This is a genomic window from uncultured Helicobacter sp. (assembly GCF_949282165.1).
GTDB lineage: Bacteria > Campylobacterota > Campylobacteria > Campylobacterales > Helicobacteraceae > Helicobacter_F.
Map to the genome: position 1 here is coordinate 17,514 of NZ_CASDOV010000005.1, position 17,150 is coordinate 34,663.

General features: G+C 47.3%; 22 protein-coding genes. 16 read left to right on the top strand and 6 right to left on the bottom strand.

Annotation, left to right across the window (positions count from 1 at the left end):
- Positions 1 to 10 precede the first annotated feature (10 nt).
- The 3 genes from ACH2BK_RS04190 to ACH2BK_RS04200 are packed head-to-tail and all read right to left on the bottom strand — an operon-like array spanning position 11 to position 2,488.
- Entirely contained in the window at positions 11 to 448 is a 438-nt protein-coding gene (locus ACH2BK_RS04190; protein WP_395002207.1) for a hotdog domain-containing protein, read from the bottom strand.
- Positions 449 to 458: 10 nt separating this feature from the next.
- Entirely contained in the window at positions 459 to 1,418 is a 960-nt protein-coding gene (gene cmoB, locus ACH2BK_RS04195; protein ID WP_394996945.1) for a tRNA 5-methoxyuridine(34)/uridine 5-oxyacetic acid(34) synthase CmoB, read from the bottom strand.
- On the bottom strand, positions 1,415 to 2,488 hold the full coding sequence (locus tag ACH2BK_RS04200) for a hypothetical protein (RefSeq protein WP_395002208.1): 1,074 nt from the start codon (positions 2,486 to 2,488) through the stop codon (positions 1,415 to 1,417). The genes cmoB and ACH2BK_RS04200 overlap by 4 nt, the downstream gene beginning before the upstream one ends.
- Positions 2,489 to 2,630: 142 nt before the next feature.
- Between ACH2BK_RS04200 and rnc the strand changes: the two genes are divergently transcribed.
- Genes rnc through ACH2BK_RS04245 form a run of 9 tightly spaced genes read left to right on the top strand, consistent with a single transcriptional unit; the run spans position 2,631 to position 10,489 of the window.
- On the top strand, positions 2,631 to 3,323 hold the full coding sequence (gene rnc, locus ACH2BK_RS04205; RefSeq protein WP_395002209.1) for a ribonuclease III: 693 nt from the start codon (positions 2,631 to 2,633) through the stop codon (positions 3,321 to 3,323).
- Positions 3,320 to 4,414: a chorismate synthase gene (aroC, locus tag ACH2BK_RS04210; protein ID WP_395002210.1), complete on the top strand. Its 1,095-nt coding sequence runs from the start codon at positions 3,320 to 3,322 to the stop codon at positions 4,412 to 4,414. The genes rnc and aroC overlap by 4 nt, the downstream gene beginning before the upstream one ends.
- A gap of 15 nt (positions 4,415 to 4,429) precedes the next feature.
- The gene (gltX, locus tag ACH2BK_RS04215; protein ID WP_395002211.1) at positions 4,430 to 5,854 is read left to right on the top strand and encodes a glutamate--tRNA ligase; all 1,425 of its coding nucleotides are present in this window, start codon (positions 4,430 to 4,432) and stop codon (positions 5,852 to 5,854) included.
- A complete protein-coding gene (locus ACH2BK_RS04220; RefSeq protein ID WP_395002212.1) occupies positions 5,845 to 6,081 on the top strand; it encodes a hypothetical protein in 237 nt (78 codons plus the stop codon). Before gltX ends, ACH2BK_RS04220 begins: the two co-directional genes overlap by 10 nt.
- 3 nt (positions 6,082 to 6,084) lie before the next feature.
- Positions 6,085 to 6,447, top strand: coding sequence for a 30S ribosome-binding factor RbfA (gene rbfA / locus ACH2BK_RS04225; RefSeq protein WP_394996935.1), 363 nt, complete (start codon positions 6,085 to 6,087; stop codon positions 6,445 to 6,447).
- A complete protein-coding gene (rimP, locus tag ACH2BK_RS04230; protein ID WP_395002213.1) occupies positions 6,440 to 6,919 on the top strand; it encodes a ribosome maturation factor RimP in 480 nt (159 codons plus the stop codon). Before rbfA ends, rimP begins: the two co-directional genes overlap by 8 nt.
- Positions 6,912 to 8,069, top strand: a complete 1,158-nt coding sequence (gene ribD, locus ACH2BK_RS04235; protein ID WP_395002214.1) for a bifunctional diaminohydroxyphosphoribosylaminopyrimidine deaminase/5-amino-6-(5-phosphoribosylamino)uracil reductase RibD — start codon at positions 6,912 to 6,914, stop codon at positions 8,067 to 8,069. The genes rimP and ribD overlap by 8 nt, the downstream gene beginning before the upstream one ends.
- Positions 8,051 to 8,791 (top strand): tRNA1(Val) (adenine(37)-N6)-methyltransferase, encoded by a 741-nt coding sequence (locus ACH2BK_RS04240; RefSeq protein ID WP_395002215.1) that lies wholly within the window; start codon positions 8,051 to 8,053, stop codon positions 8,789 to 8,791. Before ribD ends, ACH2BK_RS04240 begins: the two co-directional genes overlap by 19 nt.
- Before the next feature lie 9 nt (positions 8,792 to 8,800).
- Positions 8,801 to 10,489, top strand: coding sequence for a cation:proton antiporter (locus ACH2BK_RS04245; RefSeq protein ID WP_395002216.1), 1,689 nt, complete (start codon positions 8,801 to 8,803; stop codon positions 10,487 to 10,489).
- Between the two features lie 21 nt (positions 10,490 to 10,510).
- On the opposite strand, the gene ACH2BK_RS04250 is transcribed toward ACH2BK_RS04245, so the two are convergent.
- Positions 10,511 to 10,732 (bottom strand): hypothetical protein, encoded by a 222-nt coding sequence (locus ACH2BK_RS04250; RefSeq protein ID WP_395002217.1) that lies wholly within the window; start codon positions 10,730 to 10,732, stop codon positions 10,511 to 10,513.
- Between the two features lie 237 nt (positions 10,733 to 10,969).
- Between ACH2BK_RS04250 and ACH2BK_RS04255 the strand changes: the two genes are divergently transcribed.
- Both ACH2BK_RS04255 and ACH2BK_RS04260 read left to right on the top strand, forming a co-directional pair.
- Positions 10,970 to 11,938, top strand: coding sequence for a glycosyltransferase family 4 protein (locus ACH2BK_RS04255; protein ID WP_395002255.1), 969 nt, complete (start codon positions 10,970 to 10,972; stop codon positions 11,936 to 11,938).
- A gap of 13 nt (positions 11,939 to 11,951) precedes the next feature.
- Entirely contained in the window at positions 11,952 to 12,098 is a 147-nt protein-coding gene (locus ACH2BK_RS04260) for a hypothetical protein (RefSeq protein ID WP_395002218.1), read from the top strand.
- Here ACH2BK_RS04260 and ACH2BK_RS04265 read toward each other — a convergent pair.
- Positions 12,091 to 12,933 (bottom strand): prephenate dehydrogenase, encoded by an 843-nt coding sequence (locus ACH2BK_RS04265; protein WP_395002219.1) that lies wholly within the window; start codon positions 12,931 to 12,933, stop codon positions 12,091 to 12,093. The genes ACH2BK_RS04260 and ACH2BK_RS04265 overlap by 8 nt on opposite strands.
- 78 nt (positions 12,934 to 13,011) lie before the next feature.
- On the opposite strand from ACH2BK_RS04265, the gene ACH2BK_RS04270 reads away from it, so the two are divergent.
- From ACH2BK_RS04270 to ACH2BK_RS04290, 5 genes are all read left to right on the top strand, one after another.
- Complete coding sequence (locus tag ACH2BK_RS04270) at positions 13,012 to 13,692, top strand: class II aldolase and adducin N-terminal domain-containing protein (protein ID WP_395002220.1); 681 nt, start codon at positions 13,012 to 13,014, stop codon at positions 13,690 to 13,692.
- A gap of 73 nt (positions 13,693 to 13,765) precedes the next feature.
- Entirely contained in the window at positions 13,766 to 14,164 is a 399-nt protein-coding gene (locus ACH2BK_RS04275; protein WP_394980253.1) for a DoxX family protein, read from the top strand.
- Positions 14,165 to 14,173: 9 nt separating this feature from the next.
- A complete protein-coding gene (locus ACH2BK_RS04280) occupies positions 14,174 to 15,259 on the top strand; it encodes a P-loop NTPase (RefSeq protein WP_395002221.1) in 1,086 nt (361 codons plus the stop codon).
- Between the two features lie 300 nt (positions 15,260 to 15,559).
- Positions 15,560 to 15,874: a YbjQ family protein gene (locus ACH2BK_RS04285; protein ID WP_395002222.1), complete on the top strand. Its 315-nt coding sequence runs from the start codon at positions 15,560 to 15,562 to the stop codon at positions 15,872 to 15,874.
- A gap of 53 nt (positions 15,875 to 15,927) precedes the next feature.
- A complete protein-coding gene (locus ACH2BK_RS04290; RefSeq protein WP_395002223.1) occupies positions 15,928 to 16,788 on the top strand; it encodes an HDOD domain-containing protein in 861 nt (286 codons plus the stop codon).
- On the opposite strand, the gene ACH2BK_RS04295 is transcribed toward ACH2BK_RS04290, so the two are convergent.
- Positions 16,785 to 17,099, bottom strand: coding sequence for a hypothetical protein (locus ACH2BK_RS04295; RefSeq protein ID WP_395002224.1), 315 nt, complete (start codon positions 17,097 to 17,099; stop codon positions 16,785 to 16,787). The genes ACH2BK_RS04290 and ACH2BK_RS04295 overlap by 4 nt on opposite strands.
- Between the last annotated feature and the right edge of the window lie 51 nt (positions 17,100 to 17,150).

Genomic DNA, 17,150 nt, shown 5'->3' on the forward strand with positions numbered 1-17,150 from the left:
CCTATCTTATCTAAAGCCTATCTAGCGCGATACTAAAGGGAGGTTTGTCAAACACCGCGATATGGAAAAGCGAGTCAAAAATCTTAATATCAAGCAAAAAGCCCTCGACTTTCACCTCGCATTTTTTGGTATCCATCTGCGTCGCCACGGCTTTAAAGATCACTTCGTGCCCCAACTCGATAGGCGAGAGGAATTTCACATCGGCTGCTATCATCACACTATGGCGTTTATTGATCGCTGCCATCGCGGCATAAGAAGCGGCGTTAAAGATATATCCCGCGTGGATAAGGCTATTGTGCGCCTCCTCGTCCATCACCATAGACTCCTCTGGCACAAAGCGCACATTTGCCGCCCCCCGAGTGAGCGTGAGTATCTCGCCGCACGCGTGTAGTTTGGTGCAAATAGCAAGCGTGTCGTTGTCTATAGGTAAATGCTCTTGCTCGTCCATATCTTAATCCTTATGTTTTAATGAGTTTAAAATACCCTCGCAGTGGCGGCGGATAGCCCTCTATCGTCAAGCCATTGTTAGAATCTAAAAAGTCCTCTAGGCTTAGTGTGTCAATCCAAGGCGTCTTACGCTGCTCTTTGGTAGTCGTCTCCTGCATTCCTAGCACTTCAAAGCTCCCAAACCCCGCGCGCTCACACCAGCCCCTCAAAGCCTCAATGCTAGGGATAAAATACACATTACTCATTCTAGCATAGGATTTCTTAGGGCAGAGGCAAATCTCGTGGTTGGATTCTATAAGCAGACAATCTAAAATAAGCTCCCCGCCTTTTTTGAGCCCAAAGCTTAGATTCTTTAAAGTCGCGATTGGATCGCTGCGATGATAGAGCACCCCAAGGCATACGATACAATCAAACTTCTTCCCATACGCCACTCCAAAATCGCGCAAATCCTCAATCCCTAGCGGATAAAAATGTATGGGGGCTTTGGCGAGATGATTGATAAACTCAAATTGCGCTTTATAAACCGCGCTTGGATCAAAGCCATAGAGTGCCTTTGGACTAAAGCGCAGCATTTCAAAGAGATAATAGCCATTATTGCACCCCATATCGAGCACTTCCTTGCCCGCTAGGTTAAGATGAGGGGCGAGGAGGTTAAATTTCATAAAACTCTGCCATTCGGTATCAATGTGCAAAGTATCGATAAAAAATGGTCCCTTGCGCCAAGGTTTGAGTGCTAACGCGCTTTGGATTAGGAGCTCTCTCTCCCTAGGGTTTAGAGGCGCATTAGGCGTGAGCGTGATGCCATAGCTTGGCGTGTGGGTAGGGGGCAGAGTGAGGCTAAAGCTCATCTTAAGGACTTTGAGCCCCTCCACTACTTTGCTAAAAGCGATATAATCCCTGCGCGCTGCAAACTTTTGGCATTTTTGCTCTAGGGCGCGCTGCAGGGATTGTTTGGTGGGATTTTGGCTCATAGGATTCCATCAAAAAGCGTGGGTTGGCGCACTTCCTCGTGCGTGCGTAAAATCTCTAAGAGCTCGGCATCACTAATGCCCAAAATAAGCATAAAATGATACTGCTGATGGCGGATAAGTGAGGAAAGCTCGCTCTTATTTTTATACATAACAAACTCCCTAGATTCTGTGGATTTTCCCTTTTGGCTAGTTTGGCTAGATTCACTAGGGGGGGTAAAATCCGCAGATTCTAAGAGCACATAGACGCGCTTGCCCCACTTGGCATAGGTATCAAAATAGCGCATAAACTCTCGGAAATGCTCGCTCTCTTTTTGCGCGATAACGACTTTTTGGGTTTGTCCAAACTCGCGGATTCTGCCCTTTGTATCAACAAAATTTGGCTTTAAAAACTGCAGGCTTTCAAACTTATCGAGACTAAATTCTATCCCCTGTGCTTGACAAAACGCACACACCACGCTTAGCGCATCGACAAAGAGATAGGGGAGAGGGAGCAGATACTCCCTGCCTTGAGCGAGCACACGCACATCAAAGAGCGTGTAGGCAAGGAGCTCAAAGGGCGGACTAGGGGGCTTTAGCAGGCTTAGGATATTACTAGAGAGGAGCAAAATCTCTTGATTATCCGTGAGGACATAGCGGATTTTTGGCTGCAGAGATTCTAAGAGCTCTGGGAAGTCGCCCTGTGTGAGACACACGCGCTTATCGGTGATGATATTTGTGCTAAGCGCGTATTCTATGGCATTCACACTCACCATTTGGATATCCCACACAAGCATTTTGTAGTAGATGAGGCGTTTGATAGCCTCCTTTATATCCGCCACCTCAATCCACGCAATCTCTTGCCACAGCTCCTCGCTCCATCGCGCGTCCTCTTGCACGCACAAATCCTTGGGATACACGATCCCATATGCCCCTTGTGCGATAGCTTGAGGGATATTTTCAGGGCTCATCGCGACAAAAAGCCAGCCATTTTGGATTTTCTCCACCCTAGAGCTGATATTTTCAAACGCGCTGATACTTGGTGTGTTTTGCAAAAATCCCCGCACGATACTCACTACTTCTGAAAGTCGCATTGTGATAAATAAAACTCCTCTTTGTGTTGTGCTTGTGCTCAAACTTGCTATCGGATTCTAAGAGATTTTCTCAAACGCTTATAACTTTCTCTTAGCTCAAGTGTGCTACAATATCCCCAAAGTGCTAAAACAAAGGTAGCGTATGAGCAAATCCTCCAAGCCCTCAATGAGCGAGCTAGAACACAAACTCCAATACCACTTCAAAGACCAAAAACTCCTCGCCCAAGCCCTCACACATCGCAGTTGCAAAAGCAAGATTCATAATGAGCGATTAGAATTCTTAGGCGATGCGGTGCTTGATCTCATCGTGGGCGAGTATTTGTTTAAAAAATTCCCAAAGCTTAGCGAGGGCGATCTCTCTAAATTGCGCGCGTGTATCGTCAATGAGCAGGGGTTTAACAAACTCGCACTCGCGCTTGAGCTAGGCAAATACATCTTTATCTCCCCAAGTGAGGAGAGCAACAACGGACGCTCCAAGCCCTCAATCCTCTCTAACACCTTTGAAGCCCTCATCGGCGCAGTGTATTTAGAATCTGGCTTGCAAGAAGCCACGCGCATAACCCACGCGCTTTTAGAATCCAATTACAACAAAATCGATTTTGGGCTTGTGCGTGATTTTAAAACCTCGCTCCAAGAGCTCACGCAGGCGCGCTTTATGCAAATCCCGAGCTATGAGCTTATCAGTGAGAGCGGACCTGATCATCAGAAATCCTTTACCATAGCAATTTTTATCGATGGCAGAGAATACGCGCGCTGCAGCGGAAGCTCCAAGAAAAATGCCCAACAAAAATGCGCCCAAGTCGCCTATGAAATCCTGCAAAAAGAGTGCGTATGAATACCTTTGGCAATAGATTGCGTATAAGCACCTTTGGTGAATCCCACGGCAAGGGCGTGGGCTGTGTGATCGATGGTATCCCTGCTGGGCTTGTGATCGATGATGGCTTTATCGCAGAGGAGATGCGTCTGCGCCAAGGTGGCAGGACTCCCTATGCCACACAGCGCAAAGAGCCCGATGAGGTGGAGATTCTAAGTGGGGTGTTTGAGAGCAAGAGCACGGGCGCACCCATCGCGCTTTTTATCCCCAATCTGGCTAATAAATCTAGGGATTATGACAATATCAAAGACATTTTCCGCCCCTCTCACGCGGATTTTACCTACTTCCACAAATACGGCATACGCGACTATCGCGGCGGGGGCAGGAGCTCGGCGCGCGAGAGTGCAGCTAGAGTCGCTAGTGGGGCGATAGCCAAGCTTTTGCTTAGGGAGTTTGGTATCACGATAGGTGGCGGGATCATAGGCATAGGCGGGATAGAATCTACACGCACAGATTTTAGCCTGCTAGAGTGTCAAGCCGCGCGAGATTCTGAAATCTTTGCCCTAGATAGCACGCTAGAATCTGCACAAAAGCAAGCCATCACAGAGGCTAAAAACACTCACGATAGCATAGGTGGCGTGGCACTCATCAAGGCATTTGGCGTGAGAGTGGGGCTAGGCGAGCCGCTTTATGACAAGCTAGATTCACATATCGGGGCACAAATGCTAGGCTTAAATGGTGTCAAGGCTGTGGAAATCGGCGAGGGCTGCAATGCCTCCAAGCTCAAGGGCTCGCAAAACAATGATTGTATGGATTCTCAAGGCTTTGTGAGCAATCATAGCGGCGGTATGCTAGGGGGCATAAGCAATGGTGAAGAAATCGTGATAAAGGTGCATTTTAAGCCAACACCTAGCATCTTCCTCCCCCAAGATACCCAAGATGTGCAGGGCAATCTCGTGCGCTCTCTTATCAAAGGGCGGCACGATCCGTGTATCGCGGTGCGGGGCAGCGTGGTGGCACAGGCGCATCTGGCACTAATCCTCGCGGATATGCTCCTTGCTAATGCCACGAGCACGATGGCGCACCTACAAGCAATCTATCACAGAATCTAAACACTAAGGAAGACTATGGCACCAAAAATCATCACGCGTTTTGCGCCTTCCCCCACGGGCTATTTGCATATCGGGGGCTTGCGCACCGCACTCTTTAACTACCTCTATGCCAAAAGGCATAATGGCGAGTTTTTGCTGCGTATCGAGGATACCGATATGGCGCGCAACTCCAAAGATGCCGCCGAGGCGATTATAGAATCTTTTGAATGGGTGGGATTAGCCCACGATAGGGAGGTGTTTTATCAGAGCAAACGCCTCCCCCTCTATGCGCAATATATCCAAAAACTCCTAGATGAGGGTAAGGCGTATCACTGCTATATGAGTAAAGAAGAGCTAGAATCTAAGCGCGAGGAGGCGCAAAAACAAGGTAAAGTGTGGAAATACGACAATCGCTATCGGGATTTTAGCGGCACGCCGCCAGAGGGGATAAAGCCCGTGGTGCGTATCAAAGCCCCCCTTGAGGGCGTAATAGAATTCAAAGACGGCGTGAAGGGCACAATACGCGTCGATGCCAAGGAGCTCGATGACTTTGTTATCGCGAGGGCTGATGGCAGTCCGACTTACAACTTCGTGGTGGCGGTGGATGACGCGCTGATGGGCGTGAGCGATGTGATACGCGGCGACGATCACCTCAGCAACACGCCTAAGCAAATCATCATCTACCAAGCCCTAGGCTTTGCTATCCCTAAATTTTTTCACGTGCCTATGATCCTAAGCCCCGAGGGCAAAAAGCTAAGCAAGCGCGATGGGGCTATGGGCGTGATGGAGTACCAAAAGATGGGCTATCTCCCACAGGCTTTGCTAAATTTTCTCGTGCGCCTTGGGTGGAGCTATGGCGATGAGGAGATTTTCTCACTTAGGCAGCTTTTAGAGATTTTTGATCCCTATGCGTTAAATAGTGCGCCTTCAAGCTACAACCAAGAAAAGCTCCTATGGCTCAATCACCACTATATCAAGCAAACGCCAAATCGCGAGCTCTTAGAGCTTGTGAGGGAGTTTGGCGTGCAGGGGCTAGAGGAGTATGAGGGGATAAATGCGAGCGCAGAGGCGTTGGACGCGCTATTTGGCGAGCTAAAAGATCGCAGCAAGACTTTAGTCGAGTTTGCCACGCACTATAATGAAATCCTCCACGCCCCCACCACCTACGATCCTAAGCTGCTAAAAAGGCTAGATTCACAAGGAGCGGAGATACTAGGCAAACTTTGTGCGATTTTGCCAACACTCCCCACCACGAGCCCAAACGATATAGAATCCGCCCTAAGCGCATTTAGCGAGGCTAATGGGCTAAAAATGGGGCAGGTTATGCCGCTATTGCGACTAGGGATTTTGGGTAAAGGCGGAGGGATTGCTATGGGCGTAGCGATATTTGTGCTAGGCGCGAGAGAGTGTGAGCGACGCGTGCGCACCCTGCTAGATTCACAGGAGGGGAAATGCGAGTAAAAATACCCATACAAAAAATCCTACAATCCCACTCTAGATTCTATATGCACTCGCGTAGCAAAACTCGAGTGCATAGACAATGCACTACTCTAAATGGCATTCCTAGCGCGCTGATACCACATAGCTTTTTAGATTCTAAGCATTCTTTGTGTGCTTACGCAGCGGAGGCAATGGGGGCTTTGCTCATTGATAACAACACATTTTGCTATCGTAAAATTTGGAGTTAAATAATGGCTAAAAACATTAAAATCGAAAAAACCCAAGCGCTTTTAGAGGAGGTGCTAACCACCGCGCTAAGTGAGCTAGACGATCCGCTTTTGCGCTCACTAAGTATCACGCGAGTGCTCTGCTCTAGGGGCAAATACCACGCCAAGGTGTTTATAGAATCTAGCGCGATAAACAAGGAGCAACGCCCCAAAATCCTCTCTCACTTAAACAAAGCCAAGTCCCTCCTACGCGAGTATGTGCTAAGCGCAACGGGGTGGTTTAGGAGCCCTGATTTTAGCTTTGTCTTTGATGATGAGCTAAGGGCAAGTCAGAATCTTAATGCGATTTTTGAACAAATCAAAAACCAAAGGAGTGAGAATGATTGATCTAGCCTTAGAATCCCAAATCGCCAACCTTGCGGAGTCGATGGGCTTTGTGCTCTATGATATCGTGTGGGTAAAGGAAAATGAGCAAAATATCCTGCGCGTCTCGCTCACCAAGCCCCACAATGGCGATACAAATACGCCCCGAGATTCTATCACGCTTGATGAGTGCGCGCTCTTTAGCACTGCGCTCTCCCCACTCCTTGATGTCGCGCTCGAGCAATCCCACGCCTATCATCTTGAAGTGAGCTCGCCGGGACTAGAGCGCACGCTTAAAAAGCCTAAGCATTTTGCCCTAAGCCTCGGCGAGGAAGTGAGTGTGGTGCTCAAAGAAAAAAGCATGGAGGGCAAAAATGTGGCGATAGAGGGGGTTTTGTGTGCGTGCGATGAGGAGAGTATCACGCTAGAGGGGCATACGCCAATCCCTCTGGCACAGATTAAAAAAGCTAAGACGATTTTTAGATTCTATGCTTGATACCATACTGCTACAATGCGCCATCGCTAAGGCGTGGGAATACCAAACGCTCACACTCCCAAATCCTAGCGTGGGTGCGCTGCTCTACTCCCCACGATATGGAATCCTAAGCCTGCAAGCCCACCAAAAAGCCGGCGCGCCGCACGCCGAGGTGCTTGCCTTCGCCCACGCTGCGCGCAAAATCTATGAGAGAGAATCTAGGAGCGATAAGAAAGATGGTGGAGATTCACTCCTCGCAAGTGACAAGCTTGCCCCACAAACTTGCGATGAGATGATACAAGCCCTAGATTCTCTCCTCGCCCTGCCCCTTACAGAGCAAAGCGCGGCATTGCACGATTTTTTGATGCGCAATGCACGCGGATTGTTTGAGGACTGCACGCTGTATGTGAGCCTAGAGCCCTGCACGCATTTTGGCAGGACACCTCCCTGCGTGGAGCTCACCAAGGCTATGCGCCCAAAGCGCGTGGTTATAGGCACAACAGATCCGCACACAAAGGCTAGTGGCGGCGCGGAGATTCTCAAAAATAGTGGTATAGAAGTCGTGTGTGGAGTGTGTGAAGACGCCGCGCAGGCACTGCTCTATCCCTTTGTGTGCTATCAAGAGCGCGGGAGCTTTAGGCTCTTTAAGCTCGCTATGCGCCTAAATGGCGACTACAAAAGCGGGCAGATCTCACAACCCGCCACGCAGACTTTCACGCACAACCAACGCGCCGTGAGCGACACACTCATCGTATCAGGCGAGACTTTCCGCACCGATTTGCCCCGCTTAGATTCTCGGTTTGCCACGCCGCCCTATGACGCCACGCATTTGCCAAATATCGAGATTCTCACGCGCTCCACATTTGCCCCAAGCCTCAATCCACACTTTGCCACACGCCCCGCCACACTCTGCCATAGCCCACAATCCCTAAGCACGCATCAGGGCTTTTGTATCATCGAGGGGGGTTTTGGGCTTTTGGCAACACTCAAAAGCCAAGTCGATATGGTGCTCTTACATATCGCGCCTAATTTTTATCCAAGCCCAAATACTCTGCCACACGTGCCTATCTCCTCACTGGGTGATGAGGCGCACAAGGAGCTTTGTGCGCTCAAACTCCTACACACCACCTCGCACACGGGAGATATTAGCTTATGGTTCAAAAACCCCTAGCCATCTATCAGCTAAGCGATGGGTATTGCTACAACACCGATAGCCTCATTCTCGCGCATTTTGCTAAGGATTTTTTAAAATCTCGCAATCGGGTGCTAGATATCGGCGCGGGAAGTGGGATACTAGGCTTGCTCTGTGCGCGTGAAGTGCCCATATCGCTAGAGATGGTTGAGCTAGATTCAAAGGCTTGTGCGCTCGCGCGCCTCAATGCGCAAAACACGGACTTTGCCAAAAAAGCCATTATCCATAATCAAAATATCTTTGACTTCCAAACCCAAGGGCTTTTTGATGTGATACTCTCAAACCCGCCCTTTTATAACGCCAATATCCTAAAAAGCCCCAATGAGCGCAAAAATCTCGCGCGTATCCAAGATTCTATGCCACTTGATAGGCTCGCTAAATGCACCAAACGCCTCTTAAAGCCGCGTGGGAATCTACTGATGTGCTATGACGCGCGGGAATGCTATCGTTTCTTATTTGCGCTAAGAAGTGCGGGGATTTTTGTGCAAAATATGCGTTTTGTCTATCCACTGCGTGATAAATCCGCCACGCTTTTGCTCATACAGGCAAAAATCGACTACAAAGGCGATGTGAATGTCCTGCCACCGCTTTTTACGCACAACTCTCCCAATCAGCAAGACAACACTAAGGAATTACAAGCAATTTATCAGTGGGCAAAAACCTTTAGCATCAAGGTGCATAGCCACGATATACAACTCTAAAGGATCGCTATGGATTTACTCACCACCATCACACTCGCACTCGCGCTTAGCGTGGTGTTTGGCATTATTTTTAGCAAGCTAAAAATCCCCGTGCTCATTGGCTATATCGTTACAGGGGTAGTCGTCTCGCATTTCGTGCGGCTAAACTCCGAGGACGCGAGTCATTTGCGAGAGATCGCCGAGTATGGAATTGTGTTTTTGATGTTTCTCATCGGTGTGGAATTTAGCTTTAACAAAATGCGTAAGATGAAGCAAGAGGTAATGCTTTTTGGGAGTATGCAGCTTGGGCTTAGTATGCTGCTCTTTTTTGTCGGGGGGTATTATTTCTTTGGCTTTGGGCTTTATACCTCGCTTATCGTCGCAAGCGCGCTTAGTCTCTCTTCAACTGCTATCGTGCTCAAGCACCTCAAAGATTCTAGACAGATAGAAACCGGCTATGGCAAAAGCTCGGTGGGGATTTTGATAATGCAAGATATTGCAGTTATTCCCATTTTGCTAATGATTGCGATGATGAGCAATAAGGATCTTTTACTTAGCGATATGCTGCTAAAGACTTTTATCTCGATTGTGATTTTACTTTTTGTGCTGTTTTTTCCGGGCAAATACATTGCCAAAAAAATGCTGCGATTTACTGCCGGTATGAATACCGATGAGATTTTTGTCGCGGCGGTGCTGCTCATCGTGCTAGGCTCTTCGCTCATTAGTAGCCATTTTGGATTCTCTGCGTCGCTTGGGGCGTTTTTGGCAGGTATGATTATCTCTAACACCCCCTATCGCTATCAAGTAGAATCTGTGCTTATCAACTTCCGCGATATTTTGCTTGGCGTGTTTTTTATCACTATCGGTATGCAGGTTAAGCTAGGTTTTTTGGTGCATTATTTTGTGCCAATCACGATCCTTATCTGCTGCGCGATGCTTGGTAAGACGCTTGTTGTGTATGCGTTTTTGCGCTTTTTTTGTGGGGATAGGGTAGCACTCAAAACCGCGCTTTCTCTCTCACAGATTGGGGAATTTTCCTTTGCCATCTTTCTCATTGCAAGCGCACACCAAGTCCTAAACCTAAAGCCAAGCGGTGGGATTATCCAGCACATACTGCCACAGGGATTTTTTGAGAGTATCAGCACAGAGGAGATTTACCAATTCCTCACACTTATGGTAATATTTTCGATGATTGCCACGCCCTTTATCCTTGAAAAGCTCGAGCATATCACCAATTTCACACTCACAAAGCTCCATATCATCAAAGACAAATCGAGCACGCAGGATTTGCCCTCTAGCTCTCAATCTCTGCGCGATCACTACATCGTCTGTGGCTATGGCAATGTCGGCGCGGAAGTGATAAAAAAACTCCAAGAGAGAGGCAGGGAATATATCGCCATAGACAACAATCCCACCAATGTGCGCAGAGGGCTAGATAAGGGCGATAATGTGATTTTTGCAAACCTCATCTATGGCAATATCTTTCAACAAGTGGGCATACAAGAATGCGCGGGGGTTATCATCGCCATAGATTCTGTGTATGAGATGCGCAGTATCTATGACAAAATCCGCTCTATCGCGCCTTCGTGCAAGATTTTCACGCGTATGAACGCACAGGGCAAGAGGGAGGGAGTGGATTGGCTAGATTTTAGCGCGGTGGTTGATGAGAGCACAGAGATAGCCAACCTCCTCGTGCAAATCGCCCTCGCACAGGAATAAGGCTAAGCGATACGATGGTGGCTAGATTCTAAAAGCCCGATAGGCAAGTGTGTAGAGGAGGACAAAAGCTAGAGAAAATACGATAAGCAGCGCGGTGTGCTCATAGCAAAGCACGCTTAAGAGCATAAATGGCGCGTTAATAGCGATGATGAGCAGTGAGGTTTTGGCGTTTGCAGATGGCACCTTGCGCGCACTAAAACGCACAAAAATGAGAGTGTGCAAATGCAGTGAATCTGGCTGCATAGCGTGGGCTTTTTGTCTCTTCCGCCGAAAGATTGAAAAGAGTACTTTTCAATCTTTTTTCTCTAAAATCTTACCAAATGCCCTAACACACGATAATACAAGCCCACAAAGACAAAAAAAAAAAAACGCGCTTTTTGTTGTATAATAACAGCTTTTATACAATCTGTGGGGTGATATTTGGAAGCTTACGATAGTTTGTTTATTAGCGCACTCATAAGCTTTGCAGCAAGCTTAGGCGTGTGTTTGGGCATTATTGCTCTCTCCTCTCGTTTGCAGTGTTTTGTGGATTCTGCGACTTCAGATAAACCCCAGAGATTCCACACAGACAATACCTCTCGTGCCGGTGGCGTTGGGATTTTTATCGCGTGTGTGAGTGCCTGTGTCGTGTTCTTTGGCTTTGATAAGCCTATTTTGGGGCTTTTGTTTGGGAGTTTGATTATTTTTCTGAGCGGGTTAGCGGAGGATTTTAGCTCCGCGCTAAGCCCTAAGTTACGCCTACTTTTGCAGTGCTTTGGGGCGTTTCTAGCCTGCTATACGATGCACACTTATATCAGCGATCTCTCACTTGGCTTTACGTTTCCATATATGGCGGGAATGTTGTTTAGTATTTTCGCACTAGTGGGGGTTACAAACGCCACAAACATCATTGATGGATTCAATGGCTTGGCAAGTGGTGTGTGCTTGCTAATCTTCATCGCTATCGCGGTTGTCGCCTATGAGGTGCAGGATTGGGATATTTTCCAAATCGCAGTTTTGACTACAGCCGCCATTTTAGGCTTTTTTGTGCTAAACTTCCCGTATGGAAAAGTTTTTTTAGGAGATGGAGGAGCGTATTTTTTAGGATTTTTGGCGGGGTTTTTGCTCGTAGCCTTGACGCAAAACCCCTCAAATGGCGTAAGTGCTTGGTTTGGACTGAGCCTGATGATATATCCAGTATGGGAAGTACTCTTTTCAATCTTTCGTAAAAAAATCAAACGAGGCTTATCGCCAATGCAGCCTGATGGCGTGCATTTCCATATGCTTATTTACAAACGCCTCACTAAGGGCAATGCAAAAACTTCATTGTGGATTTTGGCATTGTATGTGCCTTTTGTGGTTTTGAGTGTGGTGTTTGCCCACCATAGCCTAGTGCTTATCCTCACTAGCCTCGCATTTGTCCTACTCTATCAGCTTATCTACAAACGCCTCGCGACTTTTAAACTCTAATGAGGATTTGCCTTTGAGAAACGCACGCCTATACGCGCTAAAAGCCTGCCCTCGCCCCGATTTGTGCTCATTATCCTTTAAGTCTATCAAGGCTGCTCTAAGATTTTATAATGCTAGCGCGGTGGCTACAGAATCTAAAACCACCAAAACCATCACATAAATTCTTGGAGCTTGTTTGCCTGCGCCATAAACGCCTCTAGCCCCTCCCAATCCCTAGATTCAAGCATATCCTTAGCTTTTTGTAGCTCCTCTTGGAAGCTCGTGATAGAATCTAGCACATTTTGTGTGTTTTGCTTAAAGATATCATTCCACATTTTTGGCGAGCTTTTTGAAAGTCTGCTCATCGAGCGAAACCCCCCGCCTATGAGGGCTAAAATCGTCTGTGGATCTTCTTGACTAAGCACTGCATTAGCAAGCGCGTAGCTGATGATATGAGGCATATGGCTAATGAGTGCGATATGCCTATCGTGCGCGTGCGCATCCATTTTGATAATCTTCATACCAATCCCCAAAAAAATCTCACGCGCCATCTGAATCTGTGCCTCACCACTCTCCTCTAGGTTTGTCAAAATCACAATGCTATCTTTAAACAAATGTGGCAGTGCCGCCTTAGGTCCATAAAACTCCGTGCCCGCCATAGGGTGCGCGGCGATGAAATTCTTGCGTATAGAATCTGGAATATGCGCAATGATTTGCTCTTTTGTCCCACCAAGATCGATGATAGTCGCGCTAGGCTTGATTGCCTTGAGCCTAGGCAACAGCGCGATGATGGATTCTACAGGGGTGGCGAGAAATAACACATCGCCTTGACTAATAAGCTCTTCTAAACTAATACACTCATCTACGAGTCCAAGTGAGAGGGCTTGCTGGGAATGCAAAGGATTGCTATCAAAGCCCGCGATACAGCCAAATCTCCCAAGCTCGCGCAATGCTAGCCCCATAGAGCCGCCAATAAGCCCTAGCCCGATAATCCCTGCGTTTAGTTTGTGCTCCATACCTGCTCCTTGCTACAGAATCTACTGATAGAATCTACGACAAAATCTTAAGAAGCACTATTGTAACGCAACTTTGCTATGAGTAAGCTATGGCAAAACCTCGCGCAAAATCGTGCTATAATGCCCCTTATGAATATACACATACGCGATATTAATAAAGAACTTATGCGTCAGATTCTAGGCGTGTCGGCGGTAATGTTTGAGAGGGGCTTTTTGGGGATTTTCTATGGCTCGCTCTCGGCGCGAATCTCCCAAGATAGGTTTATGATAAACAAAAGCGAAGCAGCTTTTGCCAATTTCATGGCAGAAAGCCTCATCGTGCTGGACAAAACGCACGATTATCGCTGGAATGAAGCAAGCAAAGATGCGCATATTCACGCCAATCTCTACGCAAACTTTAGCGAAGCGAAATTTATCAGCCACGCTATGCCGCCCTATATCACGGCATTTTCACTCAAAAACGCTACTTTTGAACCTAAAGACTATTTTGGCTATGAGTATTTGGGAGAGCGCATACCTATCTTTGATCCTAAGGATTTTGAGACTTGGTATGAGCGCGCTGATACCGATATCGTGCGTTATCTCAAGCAGAGCGGGCAGGAGTTTATCATCGTGCGTGGGTATGGTGTGTATGTGTATAGCAGAGATCTAGGAGAGATTGCCAAAAAACTTGATATCATCGAGCAAAGTGCCAAGATTCTCTCACTAAGCCAAGGTCTCGCGCTGAATCTTCAGGATAATACTTATTATGGAATCTAAATATCTACCAACACATTAAACAACATTCCCTATAATCTCGCGGTTTGAACTCTAACCTCTACAAAGGATTTGTATGATTAATCACGATTTGGGCAAGCTCATCTTGCGTCTGTGCGTGGGCGGACTTATGCTCTTTCATGGGATTTTTAAATTGCAGTATGGTATCGATGGTGTCAGCGGGCTTTTAGAATCTAAGGGCTTGCCGACTTTTATGGCGTATGGCGTGTATGTGGGTGAAGTCCTCGCGCCACTTTTAATCCTCATCGGCTACCAAGTGCGCCTAGCGGCACTTGTGGAGATTTTTACCATGCTTGTAGCGATTTATAGCTTGTTTGGATTCAGTATTTTTGGGCTTGATGACACAGGTGGCTGGATTATCGAGCATCAGTTATTGTATATTTTGCCCTGCCTTGCGCTTTTCTTTATGGGTGGCGGGCGATATGGCATAGGGCTTTTCCTCAAAAAATACTAAAGGATTGCAATGCAAGAAACTATCACCAACGCGCTTAAGGGCGTGATTTATCCTAATTTTCAAAAAGACATTGTGAGCTTTGGCTTTCTCAAAGGAGTGGATACGAGCTGCACACCTCCGCGCATAGATATCGCTATCCCCTCAAGCTCCGATGAGATTCTCGCCCAACTTGGCAATGCCGTGAAACTCGCGCTAAAAAACGCAGGCATAGAAGAGGTAAGCATCAATATCTCCACCCCTAAGCCTGCTCCCAAACCTACCCCTAAGACTAAAAATCTCGCACCCCAAATCAAGTCCTTTGTGATGGTGAGCTCGGGCAAAGGTGGCGTGGGCAAATCCACTACGAGCACCAACCTCGCTATCGCCCTAGCCCAAGAGGGCAAGCGCGTGGGACTACTAGATGCGGATATTTATGGACCAAATATCCCGCGTATGCTAGGACTACACGCCAACAAAGCGATGGTAGATGAATCTAAGAAAAAAGTAATCCCGCTCAAAGCCTATGGCGTGGAGATGATGAGCATAGGTGTGCTCTATGATGAGGGGCAGAGCCTCATATGGCGCGGTCCTATGGTAATGCGTGCGATTGAGCAAATGCTTACCGATGTGCTATGGAGTGAGCTTGATGTGCTCATCATCGATATGCCACCGGGCACGGGCGATGCGCAGCTCACGCTCGCCCAAAGCGTGCCTGTGAGTGCTGGAGTAGTCGTAACCACACCCCAAAAGGTGAGCCTTGATGATAGTGCGCGAAGCCTTGATATGTTTAGCAAGCTAAATATCCCAATCGCAGGGATTATTGAAAATATGAGTGGCTTTATCTGTCCGGGCTGTGGGCAGGAGTATGATATCTTTGGCAAAGGCACAAGCCAAGCTATCGCGACACAATACGCCACCACCACAATTGCCCATATCCCCTTAGAGCCAAAAGTGCGCGAGGGCGGGGATAGCGGCAAGCCCATCGTGTTTTTTGAACCCCAAAGCCAAAGTGCCAAAGCCTACCTACAAGCCGCACAATCGCTCATCGCATTTTTGGACAAAGTGCAGCGCGAGAATCTCGCAGACAATAAAGACATACAACCCATAAATCACTAACCCCTCATTATGTCAAGCACCATATGCGGAGCGGAGCCATTATTAACTGCAATTTGTCGAGGACAAATTGCTATCGCTCGCGAGCATACACTGCATTTTCTAGCAAGATTACAGAATCCTTTGGTGCAATCGCGTCAGGAACGCGATTTGGGCTAGCATCTTTTCTATAAACCCGACTAGATTCTACTTATTCTTGCAAATGGGTAATTTCGTGCTATCGCGCGCAAACAAGCGCGGTGTTTAAGCTTTTTAAAGCCCAAATCTTATAGAATCTAGGCTATTTCAAACGCAAGGAATGCAATGAAACTGTATAACATCGAGTATTTACCACAAATGCGCTATGAGGTGTTGGGGCTCGTCAAGGGCAATGTCGTGCGCTCCAAGCACATAGGGCGCGATATTATGGCAGCACTAAAAAACATCGTGGGAGGTGAGCTCGTGGGCTATACAGAGATGCTTAGTGAAGCAAGGGATATAGCCACGCAGAGAATGGCTGCCGAGGCACAAGCACTAGGGGCAAATGCTATCATAGGCATCAAATACACGACTTCTTCCATATCGCAGGGCACGACAGAGGTGCTAGTCTATGGAACTGCGGTTAAGATGGATATTTAAGCTTAGATAAGATTTTTCGATATTATAGAAACTCACTCACAAAGGCTATGACAATGGATAATGAAGTGCTACTCAAGACGATTGACAACCTCCCTCCACTCTCCACGACAGTGATAAAATTGCGTGATTATATAGATTCTGCCGGGGCGGATGTGAATATGCAAGAAGTCGTCAAGATTATCCAACAAGATCCATTGCTTACCGCAGAGCTTTTGCGCTTGGCAAACTCGCCATTTTATGGGTTTTCGCGTGAGATCTCCACAATCCAGCAAGTCGTCTCACTCCTAGGGATTAACAATGTCAAAAATGTGGCGATTGCAAACTCTATCAGAAGCACTTTTAAAGTCGATGTATCGCCCTATGGGCTCAACACGCAGGAGTTTTTGGGGAATTGTATCAAGGAGACAAACTTCATCTCTGATTGGCTCTCAAATGAGGACAAAAAGCTCTCCCAAATGCTCGTGCCCTGCTCTATGCTTTTGCGTTTGGGGATTATTTTGTTTTCTAATTCTTTGCGTGTGCTTGGCAAAGACAAGGAATTCCTAGCCGTGCTTAAAGAAAACCACTTCCACAACATAGGAATGATTGAAGAGGAGTTTTGCGGGACGGATTCACTCTCGTTTCTCGGGTTTTTGCTCAATCACTGGAAGTTTGATGAAGCTTTGATCGAGAGTATCTCCTATATCAATAGCCCGCACGCCGCACACGATAGTGCCAAAAAGGGATCGTATGCGCTAGCAATTGTGAATTGTTTGTTTGAACCCCATCAGGGCGGGAGCGTGTTTAATACCCACAAAGCCCTAGATTTGATACAAAAAGCCAATGAACAAGGCGTGAAATTTGCGCAAAGCAACTTCCTTGATAAGCTCCCTCCCGCAATGGCAGCCAACCTCAATAAGCCTCTTGATGATTAGAGGGTGCTAAGATTACAGAATCTAAGCCCACTAGCAACATTGTAGAATCTAGAGATACCAAGCGGAGAGGTTTTAGACTCTGTGCGCAGCGGAGCAAGCAGGGATTTATTCCCTGTGAGCGATACCAAGTTTTGCAGCGTAAAACTTGCAGTAAATAATAGGGCTCTAGGTGGGTTTATAGAATCTATGCAATTACTAAATCGCGTTCCTGACGCGCTTGCACCAAAAGATTCTATAATCTCGTAAAGATTGCAGTGTATGCTCGCATAAGCCAGAGCAAGCGGAGATTCACTCTCCGCGAGCGGTATCAAGTTTGCCCTAGCAAACTTGCATAAAACGATAGAATCTAATAAGCCCCCCAA